The following is a 14,445-nucleotide window of genomic DNA, read 5'->3' as shown; positions in this document are numbered from 1 at the left end:
CGGCCGCCGAGGGCTGTGGATAAACGGTTCGGCCGACCCGCGCGGCGATACCGTGGACGAAGCGCCCGGGCCGCGGCAGTACGGCCCGGCCGGGCGGCCTGTGGACAACCGGCGGGGCTGTCGGCGGTGTGGGTTACGTTCGAGGGGTGAACGCAACCAGCCTCGAAGGCGCAGCCGACGGCGGAGACGACGTCGACGGCGCGGGAGCGCACGGGACCGCACCCGACGCCACCGCTCCCGGCCGCATCGTCCTGCTCACCACCAGCCACCGTGTCGCGCCCGGACTGCTCTCCTGGGCCGCCTGGCAGGCCCTGCACAGCGCCGACCGCGTCCTGTGCGCGGACGGCGCCCATCCGCAGCTGCCGTATCTGCGCGAGGCGGGCATCACCGTCGACGAGACGTCCCCCGCCGCCGAGGAGCTGCTCGGGGCCTGCGCCGGCGGCCGCACCGTGGTCGTCGTCGCCACCGGCGAGGGCGAGCCGCGCCTGACCGACGGCCTCGCCCGCCTCGCCGGCTCCGGCCGCATACAGATGCCGGACCTGGAGCTGCTCCCCGCCTCCTACGACCTTCCGGGCGCCCGCCTCCTCGACCTCGTCCAGGTCATGGACCGCATCCGCGTCGAGTGCCCCTGGTCGTCCCAGCAGACCCACAAGGGCCTGGCCAAGTACGGCATCGAGGAGGCGTACGAACTCGTCGAGGCGATCGAGGAGGGCGACCGCGACGAACTGCGCGAGGAGCTCGGCGACGTACTGCTCCAGGTGATCTTCCACGCGCGCATAGCGGAGGAGGGCCGCCCGGAGGACGGTGCCGAACCCTTCTCCATCGACGACGTGGCGGGCGGCATCGTCACCAAGCTCATCCACCGCCACCCGCATGTCTTCGGCGACGAGACGGCCACGACCCCCGAGGAGGTCAAGGAGCACTGGCTGCGCACGAAGGCCGTCGAGAAGCAGCGGACGTCCGTCACGGAAGGGGTCCCGCTCGGTCAGCCGGGCCTCGCCCTGGCGGCGAAGCTGTCGTCCCGCGCCCGCACGGCGGGACTCGACGTGCCGCTGCCGCAGGGCGAGGGCGTCGGCTACGAACTGCTCGCCCTGGCCGCGCGCGCCGAGGCGGAGGGCGTGGACCCGGAGGCGGCGCTGCGGGCGGCTGCGCGGGTGTACCGGGACGCGATCCGCGCGACGGAGGGCTGACCTGGGGTCGGGTGCCTGGGGTTCTGCGCCTGGGGTCGGCGCCGGGGTTCCTCGGGGGCGACGGCTGGGGCGCGACCACTCCGATCGGGGGCCCGGGATTCGGGGGAGAAGCTACGCCTTCGGGGCGCGACCCGACGGGTTGTGCCAGGTCGGCTGCGGCCGGTTGAGCAGCCACTCGGCCGAGCCCAGCGGTCGCGTGCCGCCTTGTCCGGTGGGCGGCAGGACGTCATGGAAGATCCGCTCGGCCGGTGTGCCCAGCACGGGCAGCGCCTCGCCGATCTCCTCCACGAGGTCGGGCGGACCCGCCAGATAGACGTCGTGTCGTGCCCAGCCGGCCCGGTTGCCCAGCGCGGTCAACAGCCGTTCCGTCGCCTGGGCCTTGGGGCGGCCGGGCGCGGGGGTGATGAAGGTGACGGCCAGCCGGGGGAGCCGGGCCTGTAAGCGTTCGACGGCGGAGCGGTCGTAGAGGTACGAGGTGTCGCGGGCGACGAGGAAGAGCCGGGCCTCGTGCGTGGCGTCGAGCTGCTCCAGGAGCGCCTTGACGGGTGCCCAGCCCGTGCCCGCGGCGATGAGCGTGAGGGGCCGGTCCACGGGCGTGCGCAGGGTCAGCGCTCCGCCGGGCGCGCCGAGCCGCAGGACGTCGCCCTCCCGGGTGCGCCGGACCAGGGCGGTGGAGAGAACACCGTTCTCGACGCGGCTGATGTGCAGGTCGACGGTGTGGTCGGGGCGGGGCGCGTTGGCCAGGGAGTAGGGGCGCCAGATGCCCGGCAGATGGGGGGTGTTGACGCTGACGTACTGGCCGGGGGAGTAGGTGAGCCGCCTTTGGGGCCGCAGGGTCAGTACGACGAGGTCGTCGCCGTGCCGGACGTGTGACACGACCTCGGCGTCCCACCAGGGTGGTTCGCCGTCGTGCTCCGCCTCCCATGCTCCCTGAAGCATGATGTTCGTGATCGCCCCGTACGCCTCGCCCCAGCTCTTCTCCGCCTCCGCGTTCCACGCCGACCCCGAGACGGTGGCGAACGCGGCGATGAGACTGGCCCCCACGGCCGCGTAGTGGTCGGGTTCCACGAGGTACTTGCGGTGGTCGCGCCCCAAGTCCCTTAAGTAGCCCGGAAGTTCCGGATCCTCCAGCCGCTCCACCACATGCGTGAGAGCCGCGAACAAGCGGTCCCGCTGCCGCTCCATGTCCTCGGGGAAGTCCAGTGGGAACAGCCCGCGCACGTCCGGGTTGTGCCGGAACAGGTGCGAGTAGAAGTACTTGACCGCGAACTCGGCCCGTCTCTCGACGACCGCGAAGCTGGATCTGAGTATCTCGGGGTCCACGGCGCGACAGTAGGGATCCTTCGCGCCACGGAGTCAACGAATAGGCGATTTGCGGACAGCCTGGGGTGAAGTGTGCGGGGAGCGGGGCCAGGCGGGACCGAGAGGAGCAGGGCGGAGACACTCCAGGGGCGGGGCAGGGTTCCGCGCGATGGCGGATACCGTCGGGGAGTGACCGACCAGCCCGCCCCCGCGAACACCCCTGCGAACACCCCCGTGAACGCCTCCGCGAACACCCCCGACGCTCCCGCGGACGCCTCCCCGAGCGACTCGAACAGCGCCTCCACGAGCCCCGCCCCGGAGCTCTTCACCTGGGAGTTCGCCACCGACCCCTACCCGGCGTACGCATGGCTGCGCGAGCACGCGCCCGTGCATCGGACCCGGCTGCCCAGCGGGGTCGAGGCCTGGCTGGTCACCCGGTACGCCGATGCCAGGCAGGCCCTCGCCGACGCTCGGCTCAGCAAGAACCCCGCACACCACGACGAGCCCGCGCACGCCAAGGGGAAGACCGGTATCCCCGGGGAGCGCAAGGCCGAGCTGATGACGCATCTGCTGAACATCGATCCGCCGGACCACACACGGCTGAGGCGGTTGGTCAGCAAGGCGTTCACGCCCCGCCGCGTCGCCGAGTTCGCGCCGCGCGTGCAGGAGCTGACCGACCATCTCATCGACCGGTTCGCGGAGAAGGGGTCCGCCGACCTCATCCACGACTTCGCGTTCCCGCTCCCGATCTACGCCATCTGCGACCTGCTCGGCGTTCCCCGCGAGGACCAGGACGACTTCCGGGACTGGGCGGGCATGATGATCCGGCACGGCGGCGGACCGCGGGGCGGGGTCGCCCGGTCCGTGAAGAAGATGCGCGGCTATCTCGCCGAGCTCATCCACCGAAAGCGCCAGGCCCTTCCCGAGCATCCCACCCCCGGCGAGGACCTGATCTCCGGCCTCATCCGCGCCTCCGACCACGGTGAGCACCTCACCGAGAACGAGGCGGCCGCGATGGCCTTCATCCTTCTGTTCGCCGGGTTCGAGACCACCGTCAACCTCATCGGCAACGGCATGTACGCCCTGCTCACCCACCCCGAGCAGCGGGCCGCCCTGCAGCAGTCCGTCGCCGCCGGTGAGACCGGGCTGCTGGAGACCGGGGTCGAGGAACTCCTCCGCTACGACGGCCCTGTCGAACTCGCGACCTGGCGGTTCGCCACGGAGCCCGTCGTCCTCGGCGGGCAGCACATCGCGCCGGGCGACCCCGTCCTCGTCGTCCTCGCGGCTGCCGACCGCGATCCCGAGCGGTTCGACCGGCCGGACACCCTCGACCTCACCCGCCGCGACAACCAGCACCTCGGATACGGGCACGGCATCCACTACTGCCTCGGCGCTCCGCTCGCCCGCCTGGAAGGCCAGACCGCTCTCGCGACGCTTCTCACCCGCCTTCCCGACCTGCAACTCGCGGGGGATTCGGCCGATTTGCGCTGGCGCGGCGGACTCATCATGCGTGGACTGCGCACGCTCCCCGTGGAGTTCACCCCGGGCCGGTAGTGCCCCCTGGCGCGCGCATATGTGCACTCCAGGGGCAGGTAAACCTGACACTCCCTCAACTCTGTGATCTTCACGTGATCTACGCTGCATCGACTTGTGACAAGCGTTCGAGTGCGGATACGTTCACTCGTCAACGCGGCCCACCAGCCGCGGTAGTTATCTGCTGTCACGCGAAAGGCTTCCGCATGCTCTCCGGGAACGGCCGTCACCGTCGACCCCGTCAGGCTCCGGCTCTCATCGTCGCGGCAGGAGTGACCGGATCGGCGATCGCCATCCCGTTGCTCGGTGCCACCGGTGCGCACGCGGCCGACGGGACCACATGGGATCGGGTCGCAGAATGCGAGAGCGGCGGGTCCTGGAGCGCCAACGACGGCAACGGGTACTACGGCGGACTACAGCTGACCCAGGAGAACTGGCAGAAGTACGGCGGCCTCACCTACGCGCCGACCGCCGACCAGGCCAGCCGTTCGCAGCAGATAGCCGTGGCCGAGAAGGTCCTCGACGACCAGGGGCTCGTCGCCTGGCCCACCTGTGGCCCGCTCTCCGGGCTCAGCAAGAACTCGGGCTCGATCGACGTCGACACGGGCGTGGCCGGGGACTCGTCCGACTCCTCCGGTTCGTCCAGCTCGTCGAGTTCCTCAGGTTCGTCTGATTCCTCGGATACTTCGGATTCGTCTGGTTCATCCGATTCCGGCACCGACTCCTCGGGCCTCTCCGACTCCTCGTCCGACACGTCGTCCGACGCCTCCTCGGGCGAGACCCGGAACTCGACCAAGGCCGACACGTCCGACGGCGACTCCGGCGACTCACAGGATTCCGACAGTGCGACCACAGGGTCGACAAAGAGCGACGAGTCGGACAAGTCCGGCCAGAACGGCGACTCTTCGGACGGCTCCTCCGGGACCGCGACCTCCGAATCCGGCTCCGGGCGCCACCGCGGCGACAGCGCCGGCGAAGAGGCCGAGGGGAGCACCGGCGAGGGTGCGGCCGACGGCGCCTCCGACAGCCGCGGTGACGACACCTCCGGCCGTCACGCCTCACGCGGCTCCGGCGCCGCACGCGGCGCGACGGACGGCTCGTACGTCGTCCGCAGCGGGGACAGTCTCTGGTCCATCGCCGACTCCCTTGACCTGAAGGGCGGATGGTCCGGTTTGTACTCCGCGAACGAGCAGGCGCTCGGCGCCGACCCGGACCTCATCCTCCCCGGTCAGAAGCTTGAGCTGGACAGTGTCGAAGCCGCCCGGTAGGTAGCCGACCAACTGGCCGTCATCTGGCGAATCGGGCTAAATCCAGCGGTAGTTCAGGTCATGGTTCGAGATGGAATGTCCGGTTTGGTGAGAGTGAGACATGAGTCTCAGTAGCCCTGATCGTCTTTGAAATTCCGGCGATCGCATGTCTACGGTCGTGACCGCTCGCCACAGCGGGCACCGACGGTCGCAACGCCGAATCCTGCCAACGGCCGTACGGGAACAGTCGTCGCGTCAAGCGCCGTAGGCAGGAGCGGGGGACCCAGGTAAGTGCCGGACCCGGTGATCGTTGCCGGACCGGCTTGGGGTGAAGCCGCGCACCAGTGGTGCGCGGCCGGGCAACTCAACCGGCCCGAACCCGACAGCTCACCTCGCAGGCGTCGGTGAGGGGATCTCTCATGCTGTTTTCCAGCAAGGGCAAGCACCGCCGCCCGTCCAAGGCCACCCGTGTCGCCACGCTCGCCGGTGTCACCGGCGTCGCCATCGCCGCTCCGCTGATGGCCTCCGGCACCGCCTCCGCCGCCACCGCCTCCGAGTGGGACGCCGTCGCCTCGTGCGAGTCCGGCGGCAACTGGTCGATCAACACCGGCAACGGTTACTACGGCGGCCTCCAGTTCTCCTCGTCCACGTGGGCCGCGTACGGCGGCACCGCGTACGCCTCCTCCGCCGACCAGGCCTCCAAGTCCGAGCAGATAGCGGTCGCCGAGAAGGTTCTCGCCTCGCAGGGCAAGGGCGCCTGGCCGAGCTGTGGCGTGGGCCTGTCGGGTGCGTCGACCGGCGGCGGTTCCACCTCGTCGGACACGGGCTCCGGCTCCAGCTCGCAGAGCACCACCCAGCCGCAGCAGCAGAGCACCACGACGAGCGAGCAGCACGCCTCCCGCTCGCAGGAGCGCCCCGCCGCCAAGAAGACCGTCCAGACCCCGACCGGCAAGAAGGTCAAGAAGGGTGACGGCGAGTACAAGGTGAAGAAGGGCGACAGCCTCAGCTCGATCGCCGAGAAGAAGCACGTCAAGGGTGGCTGGCAGAAGCTGTTCAAGCTGAACCAGGACATCATCGACGACGCCGACTTCATCTACCCCGGTCAGCAGCTTCACCTCAGCTGAACCACAGCCTCCTCCCATGCGTGGCCTTCATAGTGGAGGCCACGTGAGGGGCACCCCCCGTCCCCACGGGCTCCCCGCTCCGGTGCGTGTTCCCCCGTACGCACTGGAGCGGGGTTTTTTTCTTGGCCCGCTTCGCGGCTCTCCTCGCCCTCTTCATTCCTTTTTTGTTCCGTTCTGGAACAATGTTTACCCTGAGTTCTGCTCAAGGAGTGGTCGACCGGCTGGCCGATCGCCCTGGGCCGGTTAGGCTCATCTCGCGGGACTGCCGAAGTCCTGTGTACCCGCGTCACATCCCAGAAGGAGATGCTCGTGCCGTCCATCGACGTCGTCGTAGCCCGGGAAATCCTCGACTCGCGAGGCAACCCCACCGTCGAGGTCGAGGTCGGCCTCGACGACGGCAGCACCGGCCGTGCGGCCGTCCCGTCCGGCGCCTCCACGGGTGCCTTCGAGGCCATCGAGCTCCGCGACGGTGACCCGAACCGCTACCAGGGCAAGGGTGTCGAGAAGGCCGTCCTCGCGGTCATCGAGCAGATCGGCCCGGAGCTCGTCGGCTACGACGCCACCGAGCAGCGCCTGATCGACCAGGCGATGTTCGACCTGGACGCCACCGACAACAAGGGCTCGCTCGGCGCCAACGCCATCCTCGGCGTCTCCCTCGCCGTCGCCCACGCCGCCTCCGAGGCCAGCGACCTCCCCCTCTTCCGCTACCTGGGCGGCCCGAACGCGCACCTGCTGCCCGTTCCGATGATGAACATCCTGAACGGCGGCTCGCACGCCGACTCGAACGTGGACATCCAGGAGTTCATGATCGCCCCGATCGGCGCGGAGTCCTTCTCCGAGGCCCTGCGCTGGGGCGCCGAGGTCTACCACACCCTCAAGAAGGTCCTGAAGACCAAGGGTCTGTCGACCGGACTGGGCGACGAGGGCGGCTTCGCCCCGAACCTGGAGTCCAACCGCGCCGCGCTCGACCTCATCGTCGAGGCCATCAAGCAGGCCGGTTACGTCCCGGGCGAGCAGATCGCGCTCGCGCTCGACGTCGCCGCGTCCGAGTTCTACAAGGACGGCAAGTACGAGTTCGAGGGCAAGTCCCGCTCGGCCGCCGAGATGACCGAGTACTACGAGGAGCTCGTCTCCGCGTACCCGCTGGTCTCCATCGAGGACCCGCTGTACGAGGACGACTGGGCCGGCTGGAACACCATCACCGCGAAGATCGGTGACAAGGTCCAGATCGTCGGCGACGACCTCTTCGTCACCAACCCGGAGCGCCTCGCCCGCGGCATCGAGGAGGGCTCCGCCAACGCCCTGCTCGTCAAGGTCAACCAGATCGGTTCGCTGACCGAGACCCTGGACGCCGTCGAGATGGCCCAGCGCAACGGCTTCAAGTGCATGATGTCCCACCGCTCCGGCGAGACCGAGGACGTCACCATCGCCGACCTCGCCGTCGCGGTGAACTGCGGCCAGATCAAGACCGGCGCCCCGGCCCGCTCGGACCGCGTCGCCAAGTACAACCAGCTGCTGCGCATCGAGGAGATCCTCGACGACGCCGCGGTGTACGCCGGCCGCAGCGCCTTCCCCCGCTTCAAGGGCTGACCGTAGCCTCGTAGGAAGCGTCGTACGTACGTCCCCGTACTCGGTCCCGTACCGTGTGCGGGGACGTACGCGCGTGTGAAACGGGACGAACGGGAGGCGGGACGATGGCCGTGAAGGACCGGGACCGGTTCTCCACCGCGACCAGGCTGCGGGTGCTCGGCGAGCAGACGGCGGCCCGTGTCTACCGCTCCCAGACCAAGCGCCAGGCCCGCCGCTCCCGGCTGACGGGCCGGGCCGCGCTCCTCGCCCTCGTCCTGTGCACCCTGATCGTCGCGCTCGCGTACCCGATAAGGCAGTACGTCTCCCAGCGCGCCGAGATCGCCGACCAGCAGCGGGAGCAGCAGCAGGCCCGGCAGCGGGTCGAGCAGCTGCGCGACCTCAAGGCGCGCTGGCAGGACGACGCGTACGCGGAGCAGCAGATCCGGCAGCGGCTGCACTACGTCATGCCGGGCGAGACCGGTTACATCGTGATCGACCCGGACGCGGCGAAGCAGTCCCGCGCGGAGAAGGGGGCGGCCGACCGCCCCTGGTACTCGAACGTCTGGGACGGCGTGGACAAGTCCGACGCCGCCGACCGGTGAACCGCTGAGCAGGCAGGACCAGTTGCGCACGTAGGACCGGATGAGCACGTAGGACCGACTCAGTACGCAAGACCGATCAGCACGCAGGACCAGTAGGAAAGAACAGGTATGCAAACGCCTCCGCCGACCACCCCGCGCACCGAGCCCACCGACGCGGACGTCGAGGCCTTCAAGCAGCAGCTCGGCCGTCCGCCGCGCGGGCTGCGCGCGATCGCGCACCGCTGCCCCTGCGGTCAGCCGGACGTCGTCGAGACGGCGCCCCGGCTGCCGGACGGCACGCCGTTCCCGACGACGTACTACCTGACGTGCCCGCGGGCCGCCTCCGCGATCGGGACGCTGGAGGCCAACGGGGTCATGAAGGAGATGACCGAGCGGCTGGCGACGGATCCCGAGCTGGCGGCGGCGTACCGGGCCGCGCACGAGGACTACATCGCGCGGCGCGACTCCATCGAGGTGCTGGAGGGCTTCCCCAGCGCGGGCGGCATGCCGGACCGGGTGAAGTGCCTGCACGTGCTGGTCGGGCACTCGCTGGCGGCGGGCCCCGGCGTCAACCCGCTCGGGGACGAGGCGATCGCGATGCTGCCGGAGTGGTGGCGCAAGGGTGCGTGCGTGACGACGGCGAGCGAGGACACCGAGTGAGCAGCCGTGTCGCCGCCATCGACTGCGGTACGAACTCCATCCGGCTCCTCGTCGCCGACGTGGACCCGGTCAGCGGCGAACTCGTCGACCTGGACCGGCGGATGACCATCGTCCGGCTCGGCCAGGGTGTGGACCGTACGGGCAGGCTGGCGCCGGAGGCGCTGGAGCGGACGTTCGCGGCCTGCCGGGAGTACGCGGCGGTCATCAAGGAGCACGGGGCCGAGCGGCTGCGTTTCGTCGCGACGTCGGCCTCGCGGGACGCCGAGAACCGCGACGAGTTCGTGCGCGGGGTCCTGGACATCCTGGGCGTCGAGCCCGAGGTGATCAGCGGTGACCAGGAGGCGGAGTTCTCCTTCACCGGCGCGACCAAGGAGCTGACGGGCCGCGACGACCTGGCGAAGCCGTACCTGGTCGTGGACATCGGGGGCGGCTCGACGGAGTTCGTCGTGGGCGACGACCATGTGCGCGGGGCGCGCTCCGTGGACATCGGGTGCGTACGGATGACCGAGCGGCACCTCGTGCACGACGGCACGGTGAGCGATCCGCCGTCGCCCGCGCAGATCGGGGCGATCCGGGCCGACATCGAGGCCGCGCTGGACCTCGCCGAGCAGGCCGTGCCGCTGCGCGAGGCGCACACGCTGGTCGGCCTCGCGGGTTCGGTGACGACGGTGTCCTCGATCGCGCAGGAACTCCCCGCGTACGACCCCGTCGCCATCCACCACTCCCGGATCCCCTACGACCGGGTCCGCGCGATCACCGAGTGGCTGCTGTCCTCCACGCACGCCGAGCGCGCCGCGATCCCCTCGATGCACCCGGGCCGTGTGGACGTCATCGCGGCGGGCGCCCTGGTACTGCTGTCGATCATGGAGCGGATCGGCGCGAGCGAGGTCGTGGTGAGCGAGCACGACATCCTCGACGGCATCGCCTACAAGGTGGCGGAAGAGATCGAAGCGGGCAGTCCCCGCGAGCCAGGGCTGTCCTGAGAGACGAGGGCGCGGTCCTCGAACACGGAGCGCACGGCGGCGACGTACCGGTCGAACGTCGCCGTGCGTCTTCCGGTGTCCCGCATCGCGCGGGTCAGGTCGCCGTCGGGGAAGAAGGACGCGCGCAGCGAGGTGGACAGCTCCAGTTGGACGCCGGCGCCGATCGTGGTGCGGTTGGCGATGTTCGCCGGGCTGCTGCCGTTGATCTTCCGGGCCGCGTCGGTGACGTGGAAGCCGGCCTGTCGCAGGGCGGTGCGGACACGGTCGGCGGTTGCGGTGTCGAGGCCGCCGAGGGCGGTCTCGGGCACGCCGGTGGTGCCGGTGAAGCCGTGGAAGGACAGGCAGCCCAGCGACGACGCGATGACGCCTTGGCAGACGGGTTCGTCGAAGTTGGTCGAGGTCACGTGCAGGTCGCTGTTGCCGGTGGACCTGATGGCGGTGAATTCGTAGTGCGTCATGAGCCCGGCGCCGACCGCGCGGGCGACCTCCCCGGAGCCCGGTTCGATGCCGCCGCCGTGGATGGCGATGCTGGCCCACGCCGAACCCGCCACCGGAACGCGGCGACGCAGGTAGTCGACGCCCTCGACCTCGCGGGCGGCGAGATCGGTGTAGGAGGCGTACAGGTCGGCCACGCACACACCTCCTTCACGTTGTGGACCGATGCGACGCTGCCGTCGGTGGTTACGCTGCCGCCGGTGATTCTCCACGCCTCGCCTGTGTCGGCCGAGGTGTGTCTCGCGGAGCGGGCTGGGGCAGTGGTCCCGGTCTCCTTTGCTACTGATCAGTAGCCTCTGCTGAGCAGGTCGGATAACGTATGAGCGCGTCTGCGGGGTCTTGGAAACGCCCTCCGTGAGGCCCCGTCGGAAAACTTCGTGAAGTTCTTCACAAGAGAATGGGCCCTGTGGGGGGCGGATTTGGCCCTGGTGGCCCTTCCGGGGTGCTCAGGGGGCCCGGGAGCATGCTCGGCGGAGTGGTACGCGAGCGTTTCCGGAGGGGCGAACGGGAGACTGGTTCGGCCGGTCCGAAGGTCTTCAGTGGCTGCTCACGCGGTGTTGACAACGGTCCGAACCGGGCGGTGGTTCCCCCGTGCCGGCATGACCTGCGTCACGCGAGCCGCGCAGTGTAGCAGAGACCCCACCCATGCTTGTGAAGGGGCGCACGAGCGACCCCCCAGGAGCGGGTGGATACTCGATGGCATGAGCACCACGGAGCGTCCCAGGATCCTCGTAGTAGGCGGTGGGTACGTAGGCCTGTACGCAGCTCGGCGCATTCTCAAGAAGATGCGCTACGGAGAGGCGACCGTCACGGTCGTCGACCCCCGGTCGTACATGACCTACCAGCCCTTCCTCCCCGAAGCCGCCGCCGGCAGCATTTCGCCTCGGCACGTCGTCGTCCCGCTGCGACGCGTTCTGCCGAAGGCCGAAGTCCTCACCGGCCGGGTCACCACCATCGACCAGGACCGCAAGGTCGCCACGATCGCCCCCCTCGTGGGCGAGGCGTACGAGCTGCCTTTCGACTACCTCGTCATCGCGATGGGCGCGGTCTCCCGCACCTTCCCGATCCCCGGCCTCGCCGAGCAGGGCATCGGCATGAAGGGCATCGAGGAGGCCATCGGCCTGCGCAACCACGTTCTTGAGCAGCTCGACAAGGCCGACTCGACGACCGACGAGGAAGTCCGCCGCAAGGCGTTGACCTTCGTCTTCGTCGGCGGCGGCTTCGCGGGCGCCGAGACCATCGGCGAGGTGGAGGACATGGCCCGCGACGCGGCCAAGTACTACACCAGCGTGTCCCGCGAGGACATGCGCTTCGTCCTCGTCGACGCCGCGGACAAGATCCTCCCCGAGGTCGGTCCCAAGCTCGGCACGTACGGCAAGGAGCACCTGGAGTCGCGCGGGGTCGAGATCTACCTCTCCACCTCCATGGACTCCTGCGTCGACGGTCACGTGGTGCTGAAGAACGGCCTCGAGGTCGACTCCAACACCATCGTGTGGACGGCCGGCGTCAAGCCGAACCCCGTCCTCTCGCGCTTCGGCCTGCCGCTCGGCCCGCGCGGCCACGTGGACACCCGGACCACCCTCCAGGTGCAGGGCACCGACTACATCTGGGCCGCGGGCGACAACGCCCAGGTTCCGGACATGGCCGCCCGCAAGGCCGGCGTGGAGAACGCCTGGTGCCCGCCGAACGCCCAGCACGCGCTGCGCCAGGCCAAGGTCCTCGGCGACAACGTGATCTCCGGTATGCGGGGCTTCCCGCAGAAGGAGTACGCGCACGCCAACAAGGGTGCGGTGGCGGGCCTCGGCCTCCACAAGGGCGTCGCGATGATCGTCATGGGCAAGATGAAGATCAAGCTCAAGGGCCGTCTCGCCTGGTACATGCACCGTGGCTACCACGGCATGGCGATGCCGACCTGGAACCGGAAGATCCGCGTCTTCGCGGACTGGACGCTCGCGATGTTCCTCAAGCGCGAGGTCGTCTCCCTCGGCGCCATGGAGACTCCCCGCGAGGAGTTCTACGAGGCCGCGAAGCCGGCGCCCGCGCCGGTCGCCGCCGCCGCGCCGAAGGCCGAGGAGAAGAAGGCCGAGGAGAAGGCCAAGGCCTCCTGACCTCCTGCGGTCTGACCGCCTGAGGTCACCGAACGCCCCGAAGGGGCCGCCCGCCATCCGTGGTGCGGGCGGCCCCTTCGGCGTTCCCGGCCCGCACCCGATAGAACATGGCCAGTACACCCATTTTGCTCACTCGTAACGCGGTAGGCGGACTGCACAAAGGGCACGGGGGTGTTTACGTGGTGTCGGAGCGTTCGGGAACGTCATCTCGGAGGTAGGCCATGCAGGACGCCGCATCGCGGCTGAACAGCCATTTCGAACAGTTGCTGGGGGTTCCGCTCCCGGTGCGCATCCGTGCCTGGGACGGCTCGGAAGCAGGCCCGCCCGGCGCCCCCACCTTCGTCGTACGCAATCGGCGCGCCCTGCGCCGGCTGCTGTGGAAGCCGGGCGAGTTGGGACTCGCACGAGCCTGGGTGGCCGGGGACCTCGCAGTGGAGGGCGACCTGTACGCCGCACTCGACCTGGTGTCGGAGCTGGTGTGGGAGCGGGGCGAGGACGCCCGGGGCCTGGTGGAGGCGCTGCGCGACCCCCAGGTGCGCTCCGCCGCCCGCGGACTGCTGCTGATGGCGGGGCCGCCGCTGCCGCCCTCGCCGCCCCGGGAGGAGGTGCGCAGACGCCGTCACCTGCACACCAAGCGCAGCGACCAGCGCGCCATCAGCCACCACTACGACGTGGGCAACGACTTCTACGAGCTCGTCCTCGGACCCTCCATGGTGTACTCCTGCGCGTACTGGTCCGCGCCGGACGGCACCCTGCAGGACGCCCAGCGCGACAAGCTCGAACTCGTCTGCCGCAAGCTCGCCCTGACGCCCGGTCAGCGGCTGCTCGACGTCGGCTGCGGCTGGGGTTCCCTGGCCGTGCGCGCCGCCCGCGAACACGGTGTGAGCGTCGTGGGGGTCACCCTCTCTCAGGAGCAGGCCGCGTACGCCCGTAAGCAGGTGGCGGACGAGGGACTCACCGACCGGGTCGAGATCCGCGTGCAGGACTACCGGGACGTCACCGACGGCCCCTACGACGCGATCTCCTCCATCGGCATGGCCGAACACGTCGGAGCCGAGCGCTACTTGGAGTACGCCGAGGTGCTGGGCCGGCTGCTCAAGCCCGGCGGACGGCTGCTGAACCACCAGATCGCGCGGCGCCCGCAGCGCGACGAATCGACGTACGCCATCGACGAGTTCATCGACGCCTACGTCTTCCCGGACGGTGAACTCGCGCCCGTCGGCACCACGGTGACCCAGCTCGAACGCGCCGGCTTCGAGGTGCGCGACGTCGAGGCCCTGCGCGAGCACTACGCCCTCACGCTGCGCCAGTGGGTCGCCAACCTGGAGGCGCAGTGGCCGCGCGCCGTACGGCTCACCAGCCCCGGCCGCGCCCGCGTCTGGCGCCTCTACATGGCGGCCAGCGCCCTCGCCTTCGAACGCAACCGCCTCGGCGTCAACCAGGTCCTGGCGGTCAGGGCACCCGAGCCGTCCGGCACCTCCGGGATGCCGCTGCGGGCCCGCAGCTGGAACTGACGGGCCGAGCGGCCGACCGGCCGGCGCACACGGGAAGGGGCCCCGGTGCCGGTGGTACGGGGGCCCCACACGCCCGCGCCAAAAGCGCCTTGTTCGCCGGCGGCCAGTTCTCGCCGGGCGGCCCCCCCCCCCGCCCCAC

The 14,445-nt window shown here is 70.1% G+C and carries 12 protein-coding genes and 1 riboswitch; of the genes, 10 read left to right on the top strand and 2 right to left on the bottom strand.

All coding sequences use genetic code 11. The annotated features are described in order from the left end of the window. The first annotated feature begins 146 nt into the window (after positions 1 to 146). Positions 147 to 1,190: a nucleoside triphosphate pyrophosphohydrolase gene (locus ABZS97_RS32725; protein ID WP_356143645.1), complete on the top strand. Its 1,044-nt coding sequence runs from the start codon at positions 147 to 149 to the stop codon at positions 1,188 to 1,190. Between the two features lie 111 nt (positions 1,191 to 1,301). Here the strand turns inward: ABZS97_RS32725 and ABZS97_RS32720 are convergent, their stop codons facing one another. Continuing rightward, positions 1,302 to 2,513: a globin domain-containing protein gene (locus ABZS97_RS32720; protein WP_356143643.1), complete on the bottom strand. Its 1,212-nt coding sequence runs from the start codon at positions 2,511 to 2,513 to the stop codon at positions 1,302 to 1,304. Between the two features lie 213 nt (positions 2,514 to 2,726). Between ABZS97_RS32720 and ABZS97_RS32715 the strand changes: the two genes are divergently transcribed. The 7 genes from ABZS97_RS32715 (at position 2,727) to ABZS97_RS32685 (ending at position 10,189) form a co-directional block, all read left to right on the top strand. Then, the gene (locus tag ABZS97_RS32715) at positions 2,727 to 4,046 is read left to right on the top strand and encodes a cytochrome P450 (protein WP_356143663.1); all 1,320 of its coding nucleotides are present in this window, start codon (positions 2,727 to 2,729) and stop codon (positions 4,044 to 4,046) included. A 185-nt stretch (positions 4,047 to 4,231) separates the two neighbouring features. After that, on the top strand, positions 4,232 to 5,293 hold the full coding sequence (locus ABZS97_RS32710; protein WP_356143641.1) for a transglycosylase family protein: 1,062 nt from the start codon (positions 4,232 to 4,234) through the stop codon (positions 5,291 to 5,293). Positions 5,294 to 5,522: 229 nt separating this feature from the next. Beyond that, a riboswitch (cyclic di-AMP (ydaO/yuaA leader) is annotated at positions 5,523 to 5,688 on the top strand. A 3-nt stretch (positions 5,689 to 5,691) separates the two neighbouring features. Beyond that, a complete protein-coding gene (locus tag ABZS97_RS32705) occupies positions 5,692 to 6,396 on the top strand; it encodes a transglycosylase family protein (protein WP_356143639.1) in 705 nt (234 codons plus the stop codon). A gap of 309 nt (positions 6,397 to 6,705) precedes the next feature. Beyond that, entirely contained in the window at positions 6,706 to 7,986 is a 1,281-nt protein-coding gene (gene eno / locus ABZS97_RS32700) for a phosphopyruvate hydratase (RefSeq protein ID WP_356143637.1), read from the top strand. Positions 7,987 to 8,090: 104 nt separating this feature from the next. Beyond that, positions 8,091 to 8,567 (top strand): septum formation initiator family protein, encoded by a 477-nt coding sequence (locus ABZS97_RS32695; RefSeq protein ID WP_356143635.1) that lies wholly within the window; start codon positions 8,091 to 8,093, stop codon positions 8,565 to 8,567. Between the two features lie 108 nt (positions 8,568 to 8,675). After that, positions 8,676 to 9,206 carry a DUF501 domain-containing protein gene (locus ABZS97_RS32690; protein WP_356143633.1) on the top strand — a complete coding sequence of 177 codons (531 nt, stop codon included), beginning with the start codon at positions 8,676 to 8,678 and terminating at the stop codon, positions 9,204 to 9,206. Next, positions 9,203 to 10,189, top strand: coding sequence for a Ppx/GppA phosphatase family protein (locus tag ABZS97_RS32685; RefSeq protein ID WP_356143632.1), 987 nt, complete (start codon positions 9,203 to 9,205; stop codon positions 10,187 to 10,189). Before ABZS97_RS32690 ends, ABZS97_RS32685 begins: the two co-directional genes overlap by 4 nt. Here the strand turns inward: ABZS97_RS32685 and ABZS97_RS32680 are convergent. Further along, a complete protein-coding gene (locus ABZS97_RS32680) occupies positions 10,132 to 10,821 on the bottom strand; it encodes a poly-gamma-glutamate hydrolase family protein (protein ID WP_356143630.1) in 690 nt (229 codons plus the stop codon). The two genes, ABZS97_RS32685 and ABZS97_RS32680, sit on opposite strands and share 58 nt — an antisense overlap. Before the next feature lie 564 nt (positions 10,822 to 11,385). Here ABZS97_RS32680 and ABZS97_RS32675 point away from each other — a divergent pair. Both ABZS97_RS32675 and ABZS97_RS32670 read left to right on the top strand, forming a co-directional pair. Then, on the top strand, positions 11,386 to 12,792 hold the full coding sequence (locus ABZS97_RS32675; RefSeq protein WP_356143628.1) for an NAD(P)/FAD-dependent oxidoreductase: 1,407 nt from the start codon (positions 11,386 to 11,388) through the stop codon (positions 12,790 to 12,792). Between the two features lie 221 nt (positions 12,793 to 13,013). Next, on the top strand, positions 13,014 to 14,306 hold the full coding sequence (locus tag ABZS97_RS32670) for a cyclopropane-fatty-acyl-phospholipid synthase family protein (RefSeq protein ID WP_356143626.1): 1,293 nt from the start codon (positions 13,014 to 13,016) through the stop codon (positions 14,304 to 14,306). Positions 14,307 to 14,445: the final 139 nt, after the last annotated feature.

Source organism: Streptomyces sp. NPDC005485 (genome assembly GCF_040606085.1).
Classification (GTDB): domain Bacteria; phylum Actinomycetota; class Actinomycetes; order Streptomycetales; family Streptomycetaceae; genus Streptomyces.
The sequence above is the reverse complement of the archived record's forward strand: the minus strand, read 5'-3'. Positions and strand labels throughout refer to the sequence as shown.

Excerpts from the sequence above, each read along its gene's own strand:
- ABZS97_RS32710 (WP_356143641.1), top strand. The coding sequence starts at position 4,232 with ATGCTCTCCGGGAACGGCCGTCACCGTCGACCCCGTCAGGCTCCGGCT.
- ABZS97_RS32705 (WP_356143639.1), top strand. The coding sequence starts at position 5,692 with ATGCTGTTTTCCAGCAAGGGCAAGCACCGCCGCCCGTCCAAGGCCACC.
- ABZS97_RS32695 (WP_356143635.1), top strand. The coding sequence starts at position 8,091 with ATGGCCGTGAAGGACCGGGACCGGTTCTCCACCGCGACCAGGCTGCGG.
- ABZS97_RS32690 (WP_356143633.1), top strand. The coding sequence starts at position 8,676 with ATGCAAACGCCTCCGCCGACCACCCCGCGCACCGAGCCCACCGACGCG.
- ABZS97_RS32675 (WP_356143628.1), top strand. The coding sequence starts at position 11,386 with ATGAGCACCACGGAGCGTCCCAGGATCCTCGTAGTAGGCGGTGGGTAC.
- ABZS97_RS32670 (WP_356143626.1), top strand. The coding sequence starts at position 13,014 with ATGCAGGACGCCGCATCGCGGCTGAACAGCCATTTCGAACAGTTGCTG.